Annotated in this window: 21 protein-coding genes; 7 read left to right on the top strand and 14 right to left on the bottom strand. The window is 62.6% G+C overall.

Annotated features, from left to right (window positions below; all coding sequences use genetic code 11):
- Positions 1 to 138: 138 nt before the first annotated feature.
- Complete coding sequence (locus P9250_RS02515; protein WP_250494918.1) at positions 139 to 1,533, bottom strand: PLP-dependent aminotransferase family protein; 1,395 nt, start codon at positions 1,531 to 1,533, stop codon at positions 139 to 141.
- Here P9250_RS02515 and P9250_RS02510 point away from each other — a divergent pair.
- Genes P9250_RS02510 through P9250_RS02490 form a run of 5 tightly spaced genes read left to right on the top strand, consistent with a single transcriptional unit; the run spans position 1,525 to position 7,398 of the window.
- Positions 1,525 to 2,994: a hydroxymethylglutaryl-CoA reductase, degradative gene (locus tag P9250_RS02510; protein ID WP_310390909.1), complete on the top strand. Its 1,470-nt coding sequence runs from the start codon at positions 1,525 to 1,527 to the stop codon at positions 2,992 to 2,994. The genes P9250_RS02515 and P9250_RS02510 overlap by 9 nt on opposite strands.
- Positions 2,987 to 3,928, top strand: a complete 942-nt coding sequence (locus tag P9250_RS02505) for a hydroxymethylglutaryl-CoA lyase (protein ID WP_310390906.1) — start codon at positions 2,987 to 2,989, stop codon at positions 3,926 to 3,928. Before P9250_RS02510 ends, P9250_RS02505 begins: the two co-directional genes overlap by 8 nt.
- A gap of 43 nt (positions 3,929 to 3,971) precedes the next feature.
- Positions 3,972 to 4,454, top strand: coding sequence for a hypothetical protein (locus P9250_RS02500; RefSeq protein ID WP_310390904.1), 483 nt, complete (start codon positions 3,972 to 3,974; stop codon positions 4,452 to 4,454).
- Positions 4,454 to 5,839, top strand: coding sequence for a tripartite tricarboxylate transporter permease (locus P9250_RS02495; protein ID WP_309965369.1), 1,386 nt, complete (start codon positions 4,454 to 4,456; stop codon positions 5,837 to 5,839). Before P9250_RS02500 ends, P9250_RS02495 begins: the two co-directional genes overlap by 1 nt.
- Positions 5,840 to 5,886: 47 nt before the next feature.
- On the top strand, positions 5,887 to 7,398 hold the full coding sequence (locus P9250_RS02490; protein ID WP_409014784.1) for an MFS transporter: 1,512 nt from the start codon (positions 5,887 to 5,889) through the stop codon (positions 7,396 to 7,398).
- On the opposite strand, the gene P9250_RS02485 is transcribed toward P9250_RS02490, so the two are convergent.
- The 3 genes from P9250_RS02485 to P9250_RS02475 all read right to left on the bottom strand — a co-directional run bounded on the left by P9250_RS02485 (position 7,395) and on the right by P9250_RS02475 (position 9,927).
- On the bottom strand, positions 7,395 to 8,312 hold the full coding sequence (locus P9250_RS02485) for a LysR family transcriptional regulator (RefSeq protein ID WP_310390902.1): 918 nt from the start codon (positions 8,310 to 8,312) through the stop codon (positions 7,395 to 7,397). The genes P9250_RS02490 and P9250_RS02485 overlap by 4 nt on opposite strands.
- Before the next feature lie 88 nt (positions 8,313 to 8,400).
- Positions 8,401 to 9,147 (bottom strand): SDR family oxidoreductase, encoded by a 747-nt coding sequence (locus P9250_RS02480; RefSeq protein WP_310390900.1) that lies wholly within the window; start codon positions 9,145 to 9,147, stop codon positions 8,401 to 8,403.
- 33 nt (positions 9,148 to 9,180) lie between these two features.
- Entirely contained in the window at positions 9,181 to 9,927 is a 747-nt protein-coding gene (locus P9250_RS02475) for an SDR family NAD(P)-dependent oxidoreductase (RefSeq protein WP_250494925.1), read from the bottom strand.
- Positions 9,928 to 10,240: 313 nt separating this feature from the next.
- On the opposite strand from P9250_RS02475, the gene P9250_RS02470 reads away from it, so the two are divergent.
- Both P9250_RS02470 and P9250_RS02465 read left to right on the top strand, forming a co-directional pair.
- A complete protein-coding gene (locus P9250_RS02470) occupies positions 10,241 to 11,059 on the top strand; it encodes a hypothetical protein (RefSeq protein WP_310390898.1) in 819 nt (272 codons plus the stop codon).
- A 184-nt stretch (positions 11,060 to 11,243) separates the two neighbouring features.
- Positions 11,244 to 12,707, top strand: a complete 1,464-nt coding sequence (locus P9250_RS02465; protein WP_310390896.1) for a tyrosinase family protein — start codon at positions 11,244 to 11,246, stop codon at positions 12,705 to 12,707.
- Between the two features lie 7 nt (positions 12,708 to 12,714).
- Here P9250_RS02465 and P9250_RS02460 read toward each other — a convergent pair whose 3' ends face one another.
- The 10 genes from P9250_RS02460 to flhC form a co-directional block, all read right to left on the bottom strand.
- Complete coding sequence (locus tag P9250_RS02460) at positions 12,715 to 13,587, bottom strand: anti-sigma factor (RefSeq protein WP_310390895.1); 873 nt, start codon at positions 13,585 to 13,587, stop codon at positions 12,715 to 12,717.
- A complete protein-coding gene (locus tag P9250_RS02455) occupies positions 13,584 to 14,102 on the bottom strand; it encodes an RNA polymerase sigma factor (RefSeq protein WP_244831775.1) in 519 nt (172 codons plus the stop codon). The genes P9250_RS02460 and P9250_RS02455 overlap by 4 nt, the downstream gene beginning before the upstream one ends.
- Positions 14,103 to 14,145: 43 nt before the next feature.
- Positions 14,146 to 14,841, bottom strand: coding sequence for an anti-sigma factor (locus P9250_RS02450; RefSeq protein WP_244831774.1), 696 nt, complete (start codon positions 14,839 to 14,841; stop codon positions 14,146 to 14,148).
- Positions 14,842 to 14,952: 111 nt separating this feature from the next.
- Positions 14,953 to 15,270 carry a DUF4148 domain-containing protein gene (locus tag P9250_RS02445; RefSeq protein ID WP_310390893.1) on the bottom strand — a complete coding sequence of 106 codons (318 nt, stop codon included), beginning with the start codon at positions 15,268 to 15,270 and terminating at the stop codon, positions 14,953 to 14,955.
- 110 nt (positions 15,271 to 15,380) lie between these two features.
- Entirely contained in the window at positions 15,381 to 15,944 is a 564-nt protein-coding gene (locus P9250_RS02440; RefSeq protein ID WP_244831772.1) for a thioredoxin family protein, read from the bottom strand.
- A gap of 159 nt (positions 15,945 to 16,103) precedes the next feature.
- A complete protein-coding gene (locus tag P9250_RS02435) occupies positions 16,104 to 16,958 on the bottom strand; it encodes an MBL fold metallo-hydrolase (RefSeq protein WP_310390891.1) in 855 nt (284 codons plus the stop codon).
- Positions 16,955 to 18,313, bottom strand: coding sequence for an MFS transporter (locus tag P9250_RS02430; protein WP_310390888.1), 1,359 nt, complete (start codon positions 18,311 to 18,313; stop codon positions 16,955 to 16,957). The genes P9250_RS02435 and P9250_RS02430 overlap by 4 nt, the downstream gene beginning before the upstream one ends.
- 17 nt (positions 18,314 to 18,330) lie before the next feature.
- Entirely contained in the window at positions 18,331 to 19,344 is a 1,014-nt protein-coding gene (locus tag P9250_RS02425) for a succinylglutamate desuccinylase/aspartoacylase family protein (protein ID WP_310390885.1), read from the bottom strand.
- Between the two features lie 97 nt (positions 19,345 to 19,441).
- Positions 19,442 to 20,338: a LysR family transcriptional regulator gene (locus P9250_RS02420; protein ID WP_244831768.1), complete on the bottom strand. Its 897-nt coding sequence runs from the start codon at positions 20,336 to 20,338 to the stop codon at positions 19,442 to 19,444.
- Positions 20,339 to 20,445: 107 nt separating this feature from the next.
- Positions 20,446 to 21,027: a flagellar transcriptional regulator FlhC gene (flhC, locus tag P9250_RS02415; RefSeq protein WP_244831767.1), complete on the bottom strand. Its 582-nt coding sequence runs from the start codon at positions 21,025 to 21,027 to the stop codon at positions 20,446 to 20,448.
- Between the last annotated feature and the right edge of the window lie 2 nt (positions 21,028 to 21,029).

The following is a 21,029-nucleotide window of genomic DNA, read 5'->3' as shown; positions in this document are numbered from 1 at the left end:
CCGCTCAACGCGACGCTTATGGCGCAAGCAACGGGTCGATAAGCTTGGTGGACCAGGGAAGGATGACGGGCGCGGGCATGGCCAAATGCTGCACGGACAAACGCGAATGCCACGTAACGTGCGACGCGGAACGTGCCGTTACTTCGCGCGGCCCGCAAACCGTTCCATTGCCTTTTCGAAGCGCGGATCGCCGAGATAGCCGACGTTGAAGCGGAACCACGGCGAGACGCTATTCGCGTGCGCCGAGAAAATGGTGCCGGGCGCGAGAATCACGTGCTTGTCGAGCATCTCGCGTGCGAAGGCGATGGAGTCGTCGCAACCGGGCAGCCTGGCCCACAGGTACAGACTCTGATCGCTCACCTTGTAAAGCGTCGCGCCGCAACGCGTGAGCACTTCGACGCCATTGGCCGTCGCGCGCCGCAGCCGGTCTTGCAGGCGATTGGTATGCCGCAGGAAATGACCGTCGCTGACGATGGCGTCTAGCGTGCGTTCGCAGTATTCCGAGCTGCTGACGTGCGTGAGCATTTTCACGTCGGCCAGATCGCTTGCCAGATCCGCGCCGCACGCCAGAAAGCCGACCCGCAGTGCTGCCGATACCGACTTCGAAAAGCTGCCGACATAGATCGTGCGCCGCAATTGATCGAGCGCGCAGATGCGCGTGGCCGAGCGCGGCTTGAGATCGGCGAGGGCATCGTTTTCGACGACGATCAGATCGTGCGCTTCGGCAAGCCGCAAGATGCGATGGGCCTTGGCCGCGCTGATATCGGTCGCGGTCGGATTATGGCCGACCGATTGCGTGAAGAAGAGCTTCGGACGATGCGTCTTGAGCTGCTCTTCGAGCGCCACGATATCGGGCCCGTCCACACCGCGCGGCACGCCGACGATGTTCGCGCCCGAGAGTTTGAGCTTGCCGAAGAGCGCGTAGTAACCGGGGTCATCGACGAGAACCGTGTCGCCCGCGCGCACGAAGTAACGCACGACCATGTCCATGGCCTGATTCGCGCCATGCGTGAGGACGATCTGCGGCGGCGCGGCCTCGATCTCGTATCCGGCCAGCTTTTGCTGCAAATGCTGGCGCAACGGCAGATAACCGAAGCGGCTGCCGTACCGAAAGAGCGACGCGACGCCCGTGCGCACCACGCGCTGATGAAAGTGATCGAGCCGCGTCTCTTCGAGCCACGCGACGGGCGGAAAGCCTTCGCCCACGTTGAGAAAGTCGGGCTTGCTCTGCAACTGTTCGCGCATGAGCCAGACAGAATCCATCGCGCGATCGAGTGTGGGCGCGTCTTCATCCGGTGGTTGCTGCCCGGCGACGCTCGCGACGAAAAAGCCCGCGCCGCGTCTCGGTTCGATCAGACCGCGCGCGGTCAACGCGTCGAACGCGCTGATGACGGTGTTTTTCGAGCAACCGTTCGCCTCAGCGTATTCCCTGATGGAAGGCAGTTTGTCGCCGGCGCGCAGGAGCCCGTCTTCGATCTGTCTGGCCAGATTGTCCGCCAGTGTTCCTGACAGGCTGGGCTTCTCATGGCGCATTGCATCTTCCTCTTATCGCATGTTCGCGTCTGTCATGGGTACAGTGCGCGCGCTGTCTTCTCGAATTGTACCTTTCCATTGGGTACAGCAAGCCTATTATTCGCCCAACCGCCGCACGCCCGCAAGCTTCGCGGGCGACGGATCGGACATCCATCGAAAGAGATAAGAGGAAGACACATGACAGATTCGCAATTGCCCAACTTTCGCGCGATGTCACCCGCGCAGCGCCTGAGCCATATTGCCCAGGCGACTGGCATGGACGACGCCGAGCACGCGCTACTGAAGACGCCCGGCGCGCTGTCGCTCGAAACGGCGGACGGCATGATCGAAAACGTGATCGGCACGTTCGAGTTGCCGATGGCCGTCGCAGGCTACTTTCAGATCAACGGTCGCGACGTGCTGGTGCCGATGGCGGTGGAAGAGCCGTCTATCGTCGCCGCAGCCTCTTATATGGCGAAGCTCGCGCGCGTGGAAGGCGGCTTTCGCACGTCGAGCACCGGTCCGCTGATGCGCGCGCAGGTGCAGGTGGTCGGCGTGTCGGACCCGTACGGCGCGCGTCTCGCTATCCTCAAGCATCGCGACGAGTTGATCGAGATGGCGAACGCACGCGACAAGGTGCTGATCGGTCTTGGCGGCGGTTGCCGCGATATCGAAGTACACGTGTTTCCGGAAACGCCGCGCGGCGCGATGGTCGTCGCGCATCTGATCGTCGATGTTCGCGACGCCATGGGCGCCAACACCGTCAACACGATGGCCGAGACGGTAGCCGGGCGTATCGAGGAAATCACGGGCGGCAAGGTGCGGTTGCGTATCCTCTCGAATCTCGCGGACTTGCGGCTTGCGCGCGCCTCCGTGCGCTACAGCGCCGCCACGCTGCAAACGAAGGAGTATTCGGGCGAAGACGTGATCGCCGGTGTGGTCGATGCCTATCTCTTCGCCGCCATCGATCCGTATCGCGCCGCGACGCATAACAAGGGCATCATGAACGGTATCGATCCGGTGATCGTCGCGACCGGCAACGACTGGCGCGCGGTCGAAGCGGGCGCGCATGCCTACGCGAGCCGCGGCGGCCGCTATACGGCGCTGACCACGTGGGAGGTGGCGAACAACGGCGACCTCGTCGGCACCATCGAAATGCCGATGCCCGTGGGGCTCGTCGGGGGCGCGACCAAGACGCATCCGCTCGCGCGGCTCGCGTTGAAGATCATGCAAGTCGAATCGGCGCAGGATCTCGGCGAAATCGCCGTGGCCGTCGGCCTCGCACAGAACATGGGCGCGTTGCGCGCGCTTTCCACGGAAGGCATCCAGCGCGGCCACATGGCGCTGCACGCGCGCAATATTGCGCTGGCGGCGGGCGCGAGCGGCGCGGATATCGACTGGGTCGTGAAGAAGATGGTCGCCGCGCGCAACGTGAGCGTCGACTACGGCATGAGCCTGCTGCAGGGGCCGCGCGATGCATGAGCTTCCGAAGCGCGTGCGGATCGTCGAAGTCGGTCCGCGCGATGGCTTGCAAAACGAGCCGTCGCCCGTCTCGGCAACGGTGAAGGCCGAACTGATCGAGCGTCTGATCGATGCTGGCGTGTGCTATGTCGAAGCCGCGTCGTTCGTCTCGCCGAAATGGGTGCCGCAAATGGCCGATGGCGCGCAAGTGCTCGAGCGCGTGTTGCCGTCCGCGCGCCGCACGGGTACGACGCTCGCCGCGCTTGTGCCGAATCTCAAGGGACTCGAAGCCGCGCTCGCCGCACACGCGGATGAAGTCGCGGTGTTCGCGGCGGCGTCCGAGTCGTTCTCGCAGAAGAACATCAACTGCTCGATCGACGAAAGCATCGCGCGCTTCGAGCCGGTAATCGGCGCGGCGCGCAAGGCGGGCGTGCGCGTGCGCGGCTACGTGTCGTGCGTGCTCGGCTGCCCGTTCGAAGGCGAAATCGCGCCGGAAGCGGTCGCGCGCGTCGCCAAACGGCTTTACGATCTCGGCTGCTACGAGATCAGCCTAGGCGACACCATCGGTGCGGGCACGCCGCTCAAGACGCAAGCCATGCTCGACGCGTGCGCCGCGCAGGTTCCGCTGCAGGCGCTCGCCGGCCACTTTCACGACACGTGGGGCATGGGTGCCGCCAACGTGCTGGCCGCGCTGCAACGCGGCGTGGCGACCTTCGACAGCTCGGTATCCGGTATTGGCGGATGCCCTTATTCGCCGGGCGCGACGGGCAATGTCGCGACCGAGGACATCGTCTACCTGTGCGAAGGCATGGGCATGACGACGGGCATCGACCTCGACAAACTTGCGGATGCGGGCGCGTTCATTTCGGCAGCGCTCGGACGCGCAACATCGTCGCGCGTGGCGCGTGCACTGGAGGGCAAACGCCAGCGGGAAAGCGCGGCGCGCAAGGTTTGACGCACGACATCAATACGATACGAACTCCGTATAAGGAGGAGACATGGAACAACAACTCGCCGCGCCTCAGCGCGGTCATCGGGCAACGACGAACGCGGCCGAGGCCGACTACATGCTCGTCGAAATCTGGGGCGATACCGTCGATACGCGGCATCTCGCTTGGTCGGTCGTGCTCGGCATCGCGATCAGCTATGGCGCGTTCGCGGCGGCCAATCGCGTGCTCGCGGCCTATGTACCCGACCCGGCGATGGCGCGCGCCTACGCAATGCTCGTCGGTCTCGCGGGATGCCTGATTGCGGGCGCGGTCTGCGCGAAGCTGTTCCGCCCGAAGCGCGAAGTGATCGAGGAAGCGCATGGCGCGGCGGGCCGCGAGGAAGTGCTCGCGCAACTTGCGAGCGAAGCGGGTGGGCTCGGACGCGTCGCGGATCTGCCGCCCGCGGTGGCGGCGGAAATGAAGGAACTCGGCCTCTACGAACTCTTCGCCGATTACGAAAAGCGCGCCGATGTGCGCGAAGGAGCGCGCTGATGGAACCGCTCGTTCAACAACTGCTCGTCGCGCTGTCGATGGGTCTCATCGGCGCGGTCGTCTTTGCGGGCATCGGCCTCATCTCGGGCACGGACGAAACCACCACGCTCGCGCCGCTCACGCTGCTCGTCGTGTTGCTGGGTGTGCCGCCTGTCGGCGTGTTCTCGTTCTTCATGGCGGGCGCGGTCTCCAAGCACATGACACACGCGATACCCACCGCGCTGCTCGGCATTCCCGGCGACACGCTCGCCACGCCGCTTCTGCAACAAGCGACGATGCTGCGCAATCTCGGCGTGCCGCACATTGCGCTGCGCAAGATGATCTCGGGCGCGATCATCGCGGCATTCGTCGCGGTCCCGCTCGCGGTGCTGTTCGCCGTGCTGCTCGCACCGTTCGGGCCGGTCATCACGAAGGCCGCGCCGTGGGTGTTTCTGGCGGCGGCCATTGCCATTGCATACTTTTCGTCGGGACGCTGGGCTTCGGTGCTGCTGCTCGTGCCGTTCGTGCTTTTGATCATCGGCTTGCAGGCGCTTACGGGCAAATATGGCGTCAAGCTCTCGGTCAGCTACTTTCTCGGCATCGCCATCGGGCCGCTTATCGCCGATCTCTTTTCGATACTTTCGCCCGTGGGCCGCGCACATATGCGGCGCGATCGTCCGCGCACGTTTTCGCTCGCGCCCGATGTAAAGGGCTGGACTGGTTACTTCCCGAATCCGCTGAAGGTGCTCGATGGCCAGCAACGCGGCTGGGTCGTCGCGACCGCCGCCATCTCCAGCGCGACCTTCGTGTTCAGCCCGGTCGCCATGACGGTCGTGCTCGGCGAACTCGTCGGCTCGCGCGTGAAGCATGCGTATCACCGGCTCACGACCGTGATTTCGGCGCGTAACGGTGTGACCGAGGCCACGTATATCGCCGAGGCGCTGATTCCGCTCATCGCTTTCGGTCTGCCGCTGAGTCCGGTGGCGGCGGGACCGGCCGCGCCGCTCTTCAACGCGCCGCCGCGCTTTACCGTGGATACCGCGACGGGTCACATCAACAATCTTCACACGATGATGACGACCTGGCAGTTCCTCGGCTTCGGCTTGCTTGCGGTGGTGCTGGCGGCACTCGTGGCATATCCGCTGTCGATGAACTACGCGCATCGCGCGGCGTCGTTCGTCGCACGCAAGCTGAGTCACGAGGCGATCATCGCGACCTTCGTCGGCTTGATCGTGGTGATCAGCGTGTGGGAAGGGCAACTGCTCGGGCTGCTCGTGATCCTGACCGTGGGGCTGATCGGCGGACTGTTGTCGCGCTTGTTCGGCTTCAACACCGGCGTGCAGTTCATGGGCTACTACACGGCGGTCCTGAGCGTGCCGGCTATCACGAAGCTCTTCGGCGGCTAGCCGCGCGCGGACGTATCCTTGATGGTTCACGCCATCGAGGAGCGAATGTGACGAGTCAGGACTTGAAAGAGCGCGCGGTGTCGCCTTCCGTGGTGCGGCACGCCGCGCCACAAGGTCCGTGCGATGAACTGATCATTCGCACGCAGCCTGAAGCGACCGATCGACCCTGCCGGCGCAAACGGCTCGCGCTGGCGGCGACGATCCTCGGTTCCAGCATGGCCTTCATCGACGGCTCGGTCGTCAACGTCGCGCTCTCGTCCATTCGAAGCCAGCTTGGCGCGAGCGTCGCGGCCATGCAGTGGATCATGAACGCGTATCTGCTTTCCCTCGGCTCGCTCGTGCTGGTCGGCGGGTCGATGGGCGACAAGCTCGGCCGTCGCACCGTGTTCATCGCGGGCATCGCCATCTTCATGCTAGCTTCGGCGGTATGCGGCTTCGCGCCCGATACCGCGTGGCTCATCGGCGCGCGGGCGGTGCAGGGCATCGGCGCGGCGCTCCTCGTGCCGAGCAGTCTCGCGATCATCGGCGCCGTGTTCGAGGGCGAAGCGCGCGGACGCGCCATCGGCACATGGGCGGGCGTGGACGCAATTACGTCGGCGCTCGGTCCGGCGGCGGGCGGCTGGCTCGTCGATGCCTACTCATGGCGCGCGATCTTCTTCCTCAATGTGCCGCTGGCCGCCGCGACCATCGCGCTCGCCATGCTGGCCGTTCCCGACAGCCACAAGCCCGACGCGACACAGCGCCTCGACTGGCCCGGCGCGGCGTGCGCGGCGGCGGGACTCGCGGCGCTGACCTATGGACTCACGGAAGCATCGGCACGCGGTTTCGTGAATTCGCTCGTGCTGTGCGCGCTGGTCGTCGGCGTGCTCGTGCTTGCCGTGTTCGTCGCGATAGAAGCGAAAAGCGCGGCGCCGATGATGCCGCTCGATGTCTTCCGCTCGCGCGACTTCAGCGGCGCGAACGTCGTCACGTTGCTGCTGTACTTTGGCTTGGGCGGCGTGTTGTTCTTCCTGCCGTTCACGCTGATTCGCGCCTATGGCTATACGGCGACGCAAGCGGGCGCCGCGCTCTTGCCGATGCCGCTCATCATCGGACTGCTGTCGCGCGTGACAGGCGGCGTGACGGGGCGCTTCGGCGCGCGCACATTGTTGACCGTGGGGCCGTGCGTCGCGGGCTTCGGCTTCGGCATGCTCGCGCTGCCTTTCGTGAGCGGCAGCTACTGGACGGGCTTTCTTCCCGCGCTCGTCGTGCTCGGCATCGGCCTCACGATCACGGTCGCGCCGCTCACTTCGGTCGTCATGGCGTCGGTCGAGAGCGAACGCGTGGGCGTGGCATCGGGGATCAACAATGCGGTTGCACGCGTGGCGAGCCTGCTTGCGATTGCGCTGCTCGGCATTGTGTTCGTGTGGTCGCACGACGCCGCGATGGCTTCCAAGGCAGCATCTGTCAGCGATGCCAGCGCGGTCGCCGGCGCATTGCGCGCCGTCGCGTTGCTGTCCGCGCTATGCGCGTTCGCAGCGGGGGGCGTCGCGGTCGCGACGATTCGCTCCGGCCGTTAAGTGTTGTTTACGTTCATTCGACGCTCGGCGGCGTGACGCGCGATGAGCTCGTCGAGCCGCGAAAGAAAGAGGCGCAAGGTCGGCGACTGATTCGACTTGCTATAGCCGACAGCCAGATCGATAGTCGGTGCATCGCCTGCCAAGGGACGGCTGACGACCGACCACGGCATCAAATTCTGAACGTACGATGGAATCAACACGAGACCGCGTGTCGATGCCACGAGCGACATGACCATCGCCGGGTTATCGACGCTCTGCGAAGGCACGATATGCACGCCCGAGCGCTCGAGATAATTGTCGACGACGGAACGCAGCACCTTCGCCTTGCCCGCCATGGCAATGAACGGTTCGCCCACGAGGTCTTGCGGCGCAATCTCGGCGCGTGCGGTCAACGCGTGATCGCTCGGCATCAACACGACGAGCGGTTCTTTATCGACGATGTAATACGCCAGATCGAAGTCCGGCTCCGCGCGCATGAAGGCGAGGTCGAGCTTGCCGCGCGCGACACCTTCCGCGAGTTCGGTCGAATAATCGCTCGATACCGTGACATCGACGTTGAGCAATTCGTCGCGAAGAATATGCATGGCGCCCGGAAGCCAGTTCATCTCCTGGCCCGTGAGAAAGCCGAGCGCGAAACGTTGCTTGCTTGGCGTCGCGGCACGGCGCGCGGCTTCGACGGCGGCATCGACCTGATTCAAGGCGATTTTCGCGTGCTCCATGAAGGCCTTGCCAGCGGGCGTCAGATCCACGCCGCGCGCGGTACGCTCGAAGAGGCGCGTGCCGACCTGATCTTCCAGATCGCGGATCTGTCTGCTGAGCGAAGGCTGCGACGTGAACAGCCGCTGTTCCGCCGCTTCGGTCAGACTGCCGGTTTCCGCCACTGCAATGAAGTACCGCAGATGCCGCAGTTCCATGGGCTTCCCGTGCGAGTCGTTGAACGTATCACCCGGAGATTATCCGGGCAATCGTCCAACTGCACGAGTCGTCATGCGCGTTCAAAGGTCAAAGCTTCGAGCCGCCGTCCACGTGTAGCGTCTCGCCCGTGACCCAGCGTGCGGCATTCGAAGCAAGAAAGACCACGGCGTCGCCGATATCGTCCGGCTGCGCAATGCGTTTGAGCGCCTGCATGCCGAGCGTGAGTGCGCGGCCATCGTCGGTCTTCGTGAAGTTCGACATATCGGTTTCCACGACGCCCGGCGCCACCGCATTCACGCGAATGCCGCGTTCGCCGAGCGTCGCCGCGAAGTGCTTGACGAGCGTATCGACCGCGCCTTTGGTCGCGGCGTAAGCGGACAGCGAGGTCACGGACGCGCGCGCCACGAGCGACGACAGCAAGACCACGCTGCTGCCCTTGCACATCGCGGGAAGCAGTTGCTGCACGAGGAAGTAGGGCGCGCGCACGTTCACGGCGTAGAGCGCGTCGAAGTCATCGACGGTCGTATTCTCGATGCTCGCGGCCTTCGAGATGCCCGCGTTGGCAACCAGGATGTCGAGCCTGTCGCCGACCACTTCACGTACACGCCGTGCGAGTTGATGCGGTCCGTCTGCATCGCGCAAATTCGCCTGCACTTTCTGCGCGGTGCCGCCTGCGGCGCGAATCTGCGCGACGACGGCTTCGGCTTCCTGTTCGCCGCTGCTGTAGTGAACCAGCACGCTTGCCCCCGCACGCGACAGCGCGATAGCCGTTGCGCGACCGATACCGCGCGATGCGCCCGTGACGAGCGCGGTCTTGCCTGAAAGATCGTTCATGTCGTTGCTCCTTTGAATGGGGAAGAGAACGCGTCAGCCCGCTGTCTTGCCACCATCGACGGTGACGATCTGACCCGTGACGAACGAGGCCGTATCCGAAGCAAGAAAGACGATTGCGCGCGCGATATCGACGGGCGTGCCAACACGTCCAAGCGGCACCTTCGATGCAAGCGCGGCCTTGCGTTCGGCTGTTCCGGTGAAGCGGTCGAGCATGCCGGTATCCGTGGGGCCGGGCGCCACTGCGTTGACGCGCACGCCGAGCGCCGCGACTTCGAGGGCGGCGGACTTCGTCATGCCTTCGACCGCATGCTTGCTGCCCGCATAGACCGACGCGAACGCCGCGCCTTCATGCCCGTAAGTCGACGACACGTTCACGATGCTGCCGTGCTTCTGCGCCTGCATGACGCGCAGTTCGTGCTTCATGCTAAGGAGCGTGCCGAGCACGTTGGTATCGAACGTCGATGCATAGCTTGCGGCGCTCTGATCGACGATCGCACCGGGCTGGCCTTCGGTGCCCGCGTTGTTCACGGCGGCATCGATACGGCCGAAGTGCGCGACGGCTGCATCGACGAGATCGCGCACGCTGTCTTCGTGGCGTACGTCGGCGGCAACGAAGAACGCTTCTGCACCGCGTTCGCGCAGTTCGGCTTCGAGCGCGCGTCCTTCGGCTTCACGCCGGCCCGATACGACGATGCGCGCGCCGCTGTCGGCAAAAGCAAACGCCGTTGCGCGGCCAATGCCGGTGAGCGCGCCCGTGATGAGAATGACTGGCTTGTCCATTTCGTGACTCCATGAGGTCTGAGAGAGACGGGGTTGCGTTGCAGGCCCGTCGGTGGACTCAAATGTAGGGCGCGTGCTTGCTCAAGAAAAAGACTTTCGAGGCAGCGGGCCATGCCTGCGAGGCATGGCGCATTGGGATCACGAACTGCCCTCGCGTTCGGGAAAACGCCACTCCTGTCCCACGACGCTATGTGCGTCACGTCACATTCAATCGCCAGGCGCGAGTCTATAAAGACTGGTCGCGACCATCCAGACGTTGCGCGTCATTCGTCGTACTTGCGTATATTCGCAGCCCGCCCCCAACGGAGTTTCCATGAACACGACGATGAGCATGAGCTTCAAAACCCGAATGAAACGCACGATCAAATGGCGGCTGATCGCCGTGGTCGCCGCCTTGCCGGACTGGGTTCAGACGCTGTTCTTCGTCTCGTGGATCAGACGCTTCGGCGAACGCGTGCCTGTCTTGCGCGTGCTTTATAACGGCTGTTATAGAACGCATCCTATCGACCGCATGCTCGGCACCGATACAGGCGGCATTTATCCGCCCGAATCCGACAGCGGCCCCGGCGCCGATGCGGGCAATCTACCGTATATGGGATCGCAGCCAAGCATTGTGCGGCATGCGCTGCAGCAACTTGGAGACGTGCGTGGCAGCACGTTCATCGATATCGGCTGCGGAAAAGGGCGGCCGATGATCGTGGCCACCGAGTTTCCCTTCGACGCCGTGCTTGGTTATGACCTGGCCGAGCCGCTCATCGAGATAGCGAACCGCAATGCCGAGATCGTTGCGCGCCGGTTTCCGCAGAGGATACGCATGCAGGCCTTCGTCGAGAATGCGCTCGAACTCGCATTTCCGAAGGGCGATCTCGTTGTCTTCCTGTTCAATCCCTTCGGCGCCGCGCTCATGGCGACGCTTCTGAACAATCTGGAGAAAGCGGTTGCAGATGCAACTATCCGCAAACTCACGGTGGTTTATATCTACCCCGTCTGCGCGCATGTCTTCGATCAATCGCCGATCTTGACGCGACACCTCTCGCGCTCGATTCCCTATGACAGTCACGAAATAGGCTATGGGGCAGAGTCGGAGCAGACTGTGATCGTCTGGAGCAACGCAGCACGAACGGACGTTTGAGTTCCGGCAATGTGCGCTAGTACACGTTAACTTTCGTTGGGTATTCTAAATATTCGTTGAACCCTGCGCGAAGTGAACCATACTTCCTTGGCATTTTCCGATCACTACTGCCACGTCGGCTGACTCATTAGAAGAGTCGGACGCGGAGCGTTCGCGGGCAATCCGCGGGCACGAGGGGACAAACATGGCTTCCACGATTACCCGGCGCTCGTTCGTCACGGGGACGGCGTCGGCGCTTGCGCTTGCGTCCATACCCGAACTCGGTTTCGCCGCGACGCCCAATGTCATACGGCTCGAATGGCAAGTCTTCAAGACAACGCCTCACTACGCGTCGTTTCTCAATGCCATCCGCACCATGCGAGCCACGGCCGACAGCAGCAAACCGGCATCATGGCAGTACTGGAGCAACGTGCATTCGAATTATTGCCCGCATGGCGTGGCGTACTTTCTGACGTGGCATCGCGGTTATATCTATTACTTCGAACAACAACTGCGCACTGTGTCAGGCGATAACACGCTGACGCTTCCGTACTGGGATTACTACACGTATCCCGTGATGCCCTCCGAATTCACCGATACCGCGAGCGGCAATCCCTTATACACATCGCGTGTGAACACGAACGTCTATCAGGCGCTCGATTTGAGCCCGTTCGCGCGCAGCGTCGCCAATTTTCAGCGCGGCACGAGCAACGCGTTCGAGACTAAACTGGAGAATGCACCGCACAATCCGGTGCATGACATCATCGGCGGATACATGGCGGATATCATGACCGCGCCGCTCGATCCCATTTTCTATCTGCATCATGCGAACCTCGACCGCCTGTGGAATGCGTGGTCGTTGCGCTCGACGAGCAAGGTTCCGGCGGCCAACAACAAGTACTGGTCCGGCAGCTTCACGTATGCGACCAACCTCACGATGACGAAGGCCAAGACGCGGACGACCACGGGGCTGGGATACGATTACGCTAACGATGCCGTTCCAGTCATCTTGCCACCGCAAGCAGAACGCGGCGGAATCATTCGGGTTCAGGCGCAAATGTCACCCATAAGCGGACGTCCTCAGATCGGCACCTTTACCGCAAGCGCGGGGCGCACGGTGTCATCCACGCGGCGTTCGCTTGGCGGCGTGAAGGGCGTGGCCCTTGCCGACAACTCCATCAGCGCGCGCATTCCGCTTCAAGCCGCCAATGCCACGTTGCTGCGCGATACGCTTGCCGTGGCTCCGGAAGCGGACGACAGCAGCGCGATCGAATCGCAAGCGCAGTCGCAATCGCAAGCGGCCAGGCCCGCCGCTTCGGGATTTCGTCATGTGAATCTCGTGCTGGACGGCGTGTCCATGCCGGCGGCGGCACGTGCCGGCGGATTCTTCTACAACGTCTATGTGAATTTGCCCGCAACCGGCGACCCGGATGCTCAACGCGATGCTCACTTCGTCGGCACGCTCGGCGCGTTCGAGGTATCGACAGCGACGCATCACGGCGGCAGCTCGATCGAGTTTCCCGTGACTGAATTGCTCGCGCGCGCGGGCGTGACGAACCCGAATGAAGTGGTCGTGTCGTTCGTGCGCGTGAGCGGTGTGAATGCGGTTAAGGGAACGGCGATATCCATCGGCGAGATGCGCGTCGAACTGGCCGCGGACGCCCCATAAGCCGCGCTCACTGCGTTGTTTTCTGTCCATTTCTCGCGGTGAGTTGCTCGTACACGTCGTGCGACACCGCGAGCAATTGCGGCCGTGCAATCGCGCCCGATACCGCATAGCCGAAGTCGCCATCGACCCAATAGAACACGTTGACCGAGCCGTCCTGATACAGCTTGAACGCGGTGACGTCGCGGCTCACTTTGCGATGAGACACGTTGAGCGTGATGCGTTCGCCATTGGCATCGTGATACATGAACTGCGCGATAGGACCTTCATCGCCGGGCAAGAGACGGCCGCCCATCAGATTGAAGCCCACGCGCGTGAGCACGGGCGCGTGCACGTCGGTGCCGAGGCGGCTCGATAGCCACTTCACGAGTTCTTCTTCCTGATCCGCACCGACTTCGACGGGACGCGTGACCATTGGCGCATACGTGACATAGGCGATAGCCGATTGCCGCGCGAACGATTCGTCGCGGGAGAGACTGACGTGACGAAGCGAAGTGTTCTCGCCATTCGGCATGAGCATGTCGCGCGCTGTTTCGCTGAACATGCCGCCCGCGCCGATGCCGATACCCAGCACGAGTGCCGCAGCGAGTCCCGCAAAGCGCGGCCAATTCGCGGCTTCACGTCGACCCGCATCGACCTTCGTGACAGTACTGGATGCCGATTCGAGCGGCAGCACGAGACGTTGCGGCAGCGGCTCTTGCAATACGCGATCGTACCGATCATGCAGCATGCTGTTGAGCGAAAAGTAGTCGCTCACGCGGCCCGCGAGCGCGTCGTCGGTTTCAAGCAGCCGATCGATTTCCTCGCGCCGGTGTTCGGCGATCACGCCATCCACGTAGGCCTGGATTTCGTCCTCGCTGACGGAAGTCGATTGTCTGTTCATCGCACCACCTTCAATTGAGCGCTGTCCTGCTTGCCTGCCATTAGCGCGCGAAGCCGCTCGCGTCCGCGCGAAAGCCGCGACATTACCGTGCCGAGCGGTATTTCGAGGGCGAGCGCCACTTCCGCATAGCTCATCTCTTCGAGCCCGACAAGCAGCACCACTTGCCGCTGTTCGATGGGCAGACGCTGCAGCGCATAGTCGAGATCGCGCATTTCCAGCGATTGCGTGTCGCGGCTAGCCACCGCGAACTCGCTTTCGTCGATAGCTTCTTCATCGACGGAGACATGCACGGCTCGCGCATCCGCACGGCGCGTTTGATTGGCGAACACGTTGTGCATGATCGTGAAAAGCCACGCGCGCAGGTCGGTGCCGGACTCGAATTTTTCGGTGTTGCGCAGGGCGCGTTCGAGCGTGTCCTGCACGAGATCGTCGGCGAGTTCCTGATTGCGGATGAGCGCACGCGAATAGCGCCGCAAACGCGGTACGTGGTCCATCAATTGGTCTCGCACGCTCATTGCGGCTCCTTGCAGCGGGCGGTTCGATTGGTGACGCGTGCTTTCACGAGGCATTCCCTTGCATGTTCTGTTGCTTCGCCAGCAAGTCGGCCGCGCGCATCAGTCCTTGCGTGCCCGCTCTAGCGCCCACCACTGTGCGCACGCCAGCGGTCGAAGTCCATTCGAGAAGGCGCGCCGCATCGATTCTATGCGCCTGCCACGGCGTTCGCATGGATGCCGCGGGTGCGCGCATCGAGAGCAGGACGAGCGGTTCATTTAAAGCGTTGCGATAGGTGATTACGCTGACCGTCGAGAAAGCGCCGAGCGTCACGTTGCGTATGCAGGTAGCGCGAAATCCAAGCGACGAAAGATCGGGCGCGGCAGCGGCGGGAACGGGCGTTGTCGCTGTCGGTGCATCTATAGATAGTGCTTCGACAGCTGCGCGTTCGAGCGCCTCATCAGGGACGCGCACGGTGACCCAGATCGCCGAGATCATGAGCGCGAAACACGCCAGGATCGCCGCGAGTAACCGGAAGCGCAGGTCGATCGTGGGACGGCGCGATGCTGGTTGAGCGTGGCTGACGTCGTACATCGAACGCAGTTGCACGTTCAGTCGATCGTAAAACACGACTCTGCGTGCTTCGTCCGGCCGCCGCGCCAGATAGGCGTGCAAGCGCTCCGTCCTTTCCGACGCGAGCACGCCGTCCGCGAAAGCCTGAACATCGGCTTCGGATAGACGCATTTCAGAGGGCGGATTCACGATTGCGGGCCTGTTCGAGGATCGGGTTCAATGACGCAAACAGCGCCACGCCGCGTTTATTCCGCAAGACGCGAATATTTTTCGATGCAGCGGCGGGCGAGCTTGCGGCCATCAGGAACCGGCGTAGATATGGCAGAAGCTGTAGGGCCCCACGCATTGCGAGGCGCTCATGTTCATGCGTGCGTTGCCCGAGTCTCTCGTGGACGCGGCGCCGCCGTATGAGGTCGTATCTGCCGACTTTGCATGCGCAACCTGGTTCTGATAGATCGGGCTGACGTCGGGATACGAGGCATCGACCACGAGTCGCGAGCCGTTTTGCTCGGCCTGAACGAGTTGTGCGCGGACTTCGGCGCGTGTGAAGCTCTGCGCGAAAGCGCCTGAGGAGAGGACGAGTGCGGCGGATACAGCGGCGAGTTTGACGAGGTTCATGTTCGGCTCCTTGAGCGTGTTTAATGGGCTTGCATGTAGACAAACAACCGTTGCGGCGAATCTATTCCCGAGAATTTTCGGCATGAACGTGCTTGCTGACTGAGGGTTGGTTACTTCGCTTTGTCGTCACGTGCGAGCAGTGCGCGAATCTTTTGCTCGGTCTGCGCGTATTGACCTTCGCCGAAGTGGCTATAGACGAGTTTGCCGTTCTGATCGATGAGATAGAAAGCTGGCCAGTATCGATTCCCATAGGCTCGCCACGTCGCGAACTCGTTGTCTTGCGCAACGGGGTATTCAATGCCATTGCGAACGATGGCTTTCCTGAGATTGCCCGTATCGCGTTCGAAGCCATACTCGGGCGAATGCACGCCCACCACGACGAGCCCTTTGTCGCGATAGCGCGCATGCAAGTCCTTCACGTAGGGCAGCGTGTGAGCGCAATTGATGCAGTCGAAAGTCCAGAACTCGACGAGCACCACCTTGCCGCGCAGTTGCTTAAGATCGAGCGGCGCGCTGTTGAACCAGTTGTCGATACCCTTGAAGTCCGGCGCGTTTGCACCGTTCGCTACGGTTGCGGTAGCGGGCAACGAGACATGAGCGGATGCGAAGACCGCGAACGCCGCGCTGCCCGCGATGCCCGCTGCAACAGCGGCGATCCTGAAACGACTGAACATGATTTACTCCTTTGGAGTCGATGTCAGGTCGTATTGGATCGCGGCGGTGTATCTCGCTTGTGGTGGTTATGAATCGGCGTGTGTCGCTTCAGGATGCGGATACGCTGTGATACGAAGCGTACCCGCAAGGCATCAGCATGACGACGCTTTAGCGCAAGCTCAATGGCTCGCGTTGTACGCAAGATAGCGCCAGACGAATTCATCGCCGATGCGCTGCACCTTGCCTGCTGAGGTCATCGGGAAGTGCGCGGGAAAGACCGTTGCATTCGTCTCGGCTGCATGGTTCAAGAGCCATTCGCGCGAAGCGCGTGCAAGATCAGGGCGAAGGCAGAAGGTCGAACCGAACTGCGGTCTAGATACTTGCAACGGGCTATGCATGACATCGCCCGAGAAGAGCGCACGTTCGTTGCCGGACGTTAGCTCTATCGCCATGTGTCCCGCGCTATGCCCGAAGGTTGGCCAAAACCGGATGCCTTCGCGAAGGATTGCGCCTTCGTCCGGCACGGTAAGCGCGATGCCCGCATCGATCAAAGGCGCAACGCTGTCATCGAACACCATGCGTCGCGGTGCGCCCGCGGGCGTGTCGAAGAACGCGCGCTCACGTTCGCTGAAGACATGAGTCGCGTTGGGAAACACAGGCGTCCAGCGCCCGTTCTCCCAATGCGTATTCCAACCGACGTGATCGACATGCAAATGCGTGAGCAGCACATAGTCCACGCGATGCCGGTCGAAGCCCGCCGCTTCGAAACGCTGCAGCACAGGGTTGTCGAGCCGGTCGAATAGCGCACTGAAGGGTCTTGGCTTTCCGTTGCCGATGCCCGTATCCACCACGAGCGTCAGCCCGTCGATCTCGACGACCCATAGATGTGTGCGTAGCGTCACTTGCTGATTGTCCGAACCGATGCTCGCCAAATCTTCGTTGGGAAACAGCACGTCGGCCCTTAATGAAAATTCCGTTTCGTCGATACGCGTGACCCGCATTTCGTTAAGACGCCAGTCGAGCGCTGTGTTCATGCGTTCTTCCTCGTAGTCGATGCAATGCGCGTCGTCGCCAATGCGTAAAGCAGGGCGCTCGCAAGCGCGGATACACCGCCGACGATGGCGAGCGCCGTGCCTAAGCCGGCATGCGCACCCGCGAGATGCTCGTTGAGGTAGCCTACCGCGAGCGGACCGACGCCGCCGCTTATCGCATTGGTCATGAAGACGAGCAGCGCGATCGAACGGCCGCGCATGCGATTAGGCACGGCGATTTGCAGCGGCACAGGGGCGAGCGCCATCGCAATGCTCGCGGCGAGCGCGCATGCGCCGTAGAGCAAGATCGCGAGCGTGCTGTTGGTCACGAGCGGCATGGCGATGGCGGCGGGCAACAGCGCGGTCACGGCACATGTCGACAGCATGAGGACTTTGTGTAGCGTGCGTTCGTCGGTGACGCGCGCGGCGAGCATGCCAGCAAGCGCCACGCCCATCATGCCGCCGGTCATGTATGCAGGCGCGGCCATCTTTCCGACCATGGCGGGCGCAAGATGAAAGTGCCGCATGAGCAAGGTGGGAAACCACGCGGCATGCGAATAGAACAGCGTGATGAGCGCGACATAAGCGGCAAAGTACGGTGCGCAGAAGCGATTGCGCACGAACAGTTCGGCGAGCACTTCGCGTAGCGAGGGCAGAGCTTCATCAAAATCCGTATTGGCGATGCTGGCAGTCGTGGCTTCGCGTCTTGCCGGCTCGCGAATCGTCAAGGCAACGAGTGCTGCCAGCACGAGTCCTGGTGATCCGACGAGCACGAAAACCGCTTGCCACGGCTGAAAGCCATGCGCGGCGAGCCATGTACTCACGTCGCCGCCAGCGGCGGATAGCAGCATGCCGCCGCCGAAGAGTGCAAGCCCGCCGCCGATATACGGTCCCAGCATGAAGACGCTGCTCGCTTGCGCGACCTTACGCGGCGCGAAGATATCGCTGAAGATGGAGAGTGCCGCAGGACTCAGCGCCGCTTCCGCGATGGCTGTTCCCGCGCGCGCGAACAACAGTTCGGTGAAGCTCGTCGCGAAGCCGCAAAGAGCCGTGGAAATGGCCCAGATCGCGACGCATAGGGCGATCAGCCTGACGCGATTGGCGCGATCCACGAGACGCGCGACGAACACACCCGCAGTCGCATAGCACATGGTGAACGAGAAGCCTTGCAGCAGTCCGATTTGAATATCGGTGATGCCGAGCGTGAGCTTGATCGGCTGCACGAGAATGCTGACGATCTGACGGTCCAGATACGAAAACGCGAAGCACGTGAAGAACAACAGCACGACGTACAGCGGATGACGGACGTCGAGCGGGGCATCGGCGTTAGAAGCCGACGCAAGCGGATGAGCGCTCATGCGAATGCTCCTTGAAATCAGTCGAGGGATGCTTCGGCGGCAAGAAGCGCAATGCAATCGCCAGCTTCGACGCGGGCAAAGGTGCGCGCACACATCACGCGACCATCGCCACGAAATGCGATTTCGCGCGGCGCGCGCCACGGTTCTTGTGGATCGAAGAGACGGCCCGCGAGCTGACCCGAGCGCACTTCGTCGTTCAAGGCGAAGGCGGGTTCGAAGACGCCCGCATGCGGCGCATACACGTAATGCTGCGTGCCTTCCACGCGTAGATAACGCGTCCTGGGCGGCGCATCGTGCGCGGCATCGTGCAATACATCGAGGCGATGCAGCACGCGCTGCAAACCGCTTTCGACGATAGCGAGATTCGCCGCGTCGCAGCCGGCATGGCCGCCGAATTCGCCGCATAGGAAGAGCGTGTCGTGGCGTTCGGCCGCGGCTGCGAAGGTGCGATCCTCGCCGAGCAGATCCATGATCATGGTGTAGGGCGCGCCGAACGCGCGCACCAGATCGAGATAGCGCGCGCGACGTGCGGCATCGCCCGATGGCGGCGATGCAAGCAGTGTCGGCGCATGTTCGAAGCTCGCGCCGCCCGCGTGCAGGTCGATGACGACATCGGCCCGCGGCAGCAGTTCTGTCTCGACATAGTGCGCAATCATCTCGGTCGGCTTGCCGTGACGTGAGCCGGGGAAGAGCCGGTTGAGATTGCCGCCGTCGATAGGCGATGTGCGCGAACCATTCACGAACGCCGGAAAATTCAGCCCCGGTATGACGATGAGACGACCTCGAATTGAAAGCGATGGCATGCGCTGCATGAGCTTCATCAGCGCGACGGGGCCTTCGTATTCGTCGCCGTGATTACCGCCGGTAAGAAGCACCGTGGGGCCGTCGCCCGCGTTCAGGACGGCGAGCGGAATGGGAATATGACCGTATGCGGAACGGTCATGCGACCACGGTAGACGCAGTGTGCCGGTCTGAAAACCGTGGCGTTCGTAGTCGATATCGGTTGCAATGAGCGAGACTGTAGTGGACATGAGCGGATCTCGAATCGAGTAGGTTCGTATCCACTATTGCCGACGAAATATCCGCTGGCCAATGCCGTTTTCTGCAGCGGGCGATGCCTTCAGGGCATCACGCTTCAGGGTGCTTTTGCGCTTCGAGCAGTTCGATGAAGCGTTGCAATGCCGCGCTGCCATGCTGCGCAAGAAAGCAGAATTCGAGCGGCAACGGCACCGACAGGTCCTCCACTTCGACGAAGCGCACGCGTGCGGGCGGACGTTCGCGATTGGCCGCATTTACGAGCGCCGCGCCAACGCCTGCCGCCACGAGCGAGAGAATCGCGGTTTCGGTGGAGGCTTCCTGGCGAATATTCAGCGTGAGACCGCGCTCGGCGCACGCGGAGATGAGGCGGTCATAGTAGGCCGCATAGACGTGTCGCGGAAACGCGATGAACGGCAGCGCGGCAAGCTCGCTTGCACGCACCCTGGCTTGCGCGGCGAGCGGACATTGCTCGGGCACCGCAAGCACCACGTTCTGTTCGAGCAGCCGGATGCTGGCGAAGCCATCGGGCAGCGCGCCGAAGCGGTAACAAAAGCCGCCTTCGAGCCGTTCGGCGGCGATGGCATCGAGTTGCTCGGGCGTGTTCATCGGCTGCAATTCGAGCGCTATGTCGCGAGCGTTCTGCTGAAACGCGTTGAGCGCGGACAGCACGAGACCGCTCCACGATGCATTCTCGACGAAACCCACACGCAAACGTCCTTGTTCGCCCGATGCAATGCGATGCGCGAGCCGGTTCGCGGCATCGACATGGGCGAGGATCGCGCGTGCTTCGGAGAGATAGGCGATGCCGGCAGCGGTCAGCTTCAGGCCGCGCGGCGTGCGTTCGAAAAGCGTCGCGCCGATGGTCTGTTCGAGATCTTGAATCTGCCGCGAAATGGCGGGCTGCGTGACATGCAGATGCTCGGACGCGGCGCGCACGCTGCGCAATTCGGCAACGGCAATGAAGTAACGAAGATGGCGCAGTTCCATGTGTTGGTCTGGCGTGAGACGGCCATGTGAGCGGTGAGAGACACGAAGAAGTCTCTCACTTTGCCCGAGGAACTGCGATGCGAATGACCTTGGAAGAAGGCTTGGTGTTATGCGGCACGCGCCTGCAACGCGGCGCTTTCTTCGCGCGCGGCCTTTGCGGCCTTGGTCTTGCCTGCACGCGACGGCGGCTGGCAGATTCCGCAGACCATGCCGGTCGTAATGTCCTGCGAGTGCGCCACGAACTTGCCGTGGCAGCGCTTGCAGCCCGCGAGGCGCAGCATGCCGGCTTCCTTGAAGCGCACCAGCGTCCATGCGCGCGTCAGGTCCATTTGCAGCGGCTCGCCTTGCATCGTGAAATGCTCGGCATAAAGACCATAGGCGCGGCTCAAGAGATCGACGCGGTCGAGTTCGCGGCTGTTGGCTTCGAGAAACGCATAGACATTGGCGAACATGGATGCATGGATGTTCGGCCCCCATGTCAGATACCAGTCGGCGGAGAAGGGCAGCATGCCCTTGGGCGGTGAAGCACCCTTCACTTCGCGATAGAGGCGAATGAGACGGTCGCGCGAGAGCTTCGGAAACTCCGACTCGAGCACTTGCATGCGTGCGCCGAGTTTGATCAGCGTAACCGCGCGCAGTACCTGGCTGGCGTCGTCGGCGAGACTCTTCGTCGATGCAGTCGTGCTCATGT

Source organism: Caballeronia sp. LP006, assembly GCF_031450995.1.
GTDB lineage: Bacteria > Pseudomonadota > Gammaproteobacteria > Burkholderiales > Burkholderiaceae > Caballeronia.
This window is presented reverse-complemented; position numbering and strand designations above follow the sequence as displayed.

What these genes read in the sequence shown, in the direction of transcription:
- P9250_RS02430 (WP_310390888.1), bottom strand. Translation starts at nt 18,313, where the DNA reads ATGAGCGCTCATCCGCTTGCGTCGGCTTCTAACGCCGATGCCCCGCTC.
- P9250_RS02470 (WP_310390898.1), top strand. Translation starts at nt 10,241, where the DNA reads ATGAACACGACGATGAGCATGAGCTTCAAAACCCGAATGAAACGCACG.
- P9250_RS02510 (WP_310390909.1), top strand. Translation starts at nt 1,525, where the DNA reads ATGGCGCATTGCATCTTCCTCTTATCGCATGTTCGCGTCTGTCATGGG.
- P9250_RS02475 (WP_250494925.1), bottom strand. Translation starts at nt 9,927, where the DNA reads ATGGACAAGCCAGTCATTCTCATCACGGGCGCGCTCACCGGCATTGGC.
- P9250_RS02455 (WP_244831775.1), bottom strand. Translation starts at nt 14,102, where the DNA reads ATGAGCGTGCGAGACCAATTGATGGACCACGTACCGCGTTTGCGGCGC.
- P9250_RS02505 (WP_310390906.1), top strand. Translation starts at nt 2,987, where the DNA reads ATGCATGAGCTTCCGAAGCGCGTGCGGATCGTCGAAGTCGGTCCGCGC.
- P9250_RS02480 (WP_310390900.1), bottom strand. Translation starts at nt 9,147, where the DNA reads ATGAACGATCTTTCAGGCAAGACCGCGCTCGTCACGGGCGCATCGCGC.
- P9250_RS02445 (WP_310390893.1), bottom strand. Translation starts at nt 15,270, where the DNA reads ATGAACCTCGTCAAACTCGCCGCTGTATCCGCCGCACTCGTCCTCTCC.
- P9250_RS02420 (WP_244831768.1), bottom strand. Translation starts at nt 20,338, where the DNA reads ATGGAACTGCGCCATCTTCGTTACTTCATTGCCGTTGCCGAATTGCGC.
- P9250_RS02465 (WP_310390896.1), top strand. Translation starts at nt 11,244, where the DNA reads ATGGCTTCCACGATTACCCGGCGCTCGTTCGTCACGGGGACGGCGTCG.
- P9250_RS02495 (WP_309965369.1), top strand. Translation starts at nt 4,454, where the DNA reads ATGGAACCGCTCGTTCAACAACTGCTCGTCGCGCTGTCGATGGGTCTC.
- P9250_RS02500 (WP_310390904.1), top strand. Translation starts at nt 3,972, where the DNA reads ATGGAACAACAACTCGCCGCGCCTCAGCGCGGTCATCGGGCAACGACG.
- P9250_RS02515 (WP_250494918.1), bottom strand. Translation starts at nt 1,533, where the DNA reads ATGCGCCATGAGAAGCCCAGCCTGTCAGGAACACTGGCGGACAATCTG.
- P9250_RS02440 (WP_244831772.1), bottom strand. Translation starts at nt 15,944, where the DNA reads ATGTTCAGTCGTTTCAGGATCGCCGCTGTTGCAGCGGGCATCGCGGGC.
- P9250_RS02485 (WP_310390902.1), bottom strand. Translation starts at nt 8,312, where the DNA reads ATGGAACTGCGGCATCTGCGGTACTTCATTGCAGTGGCGGAAACCGGC.
- P9250_RS02460 (WP_310390895.1), bottom strand. Translation starts at nt 13,587, where the DNA reads ATGAACAGACAATCGACTTCCGTCAGCGAGGACGAAATCCAGGCCTAC.
- P9250_RS02425 (WP_310390885.1), bottom strand. Translation starts at nt 19,344, where the DNA reads ATGTCCACTACAGTCTCGCTCATTGCAACCGATATCGACTACGAACGC.
- P9250_RS02435 (WP_310390891.1), bottom strand. Translation starts at nt 16,958, where the DNA reads ATGAACACAGCGCTCGACTGGCGTCTTAACGAAATGCGGGTCACGCGT.
- flhC (WP_244831767.1), bottom strand. Translation starts at nt 21,027, where the DNA reads ATGAGCACGACTGCATCGACGAAGAGTCTCGCCGACGACGCCAGCCAG.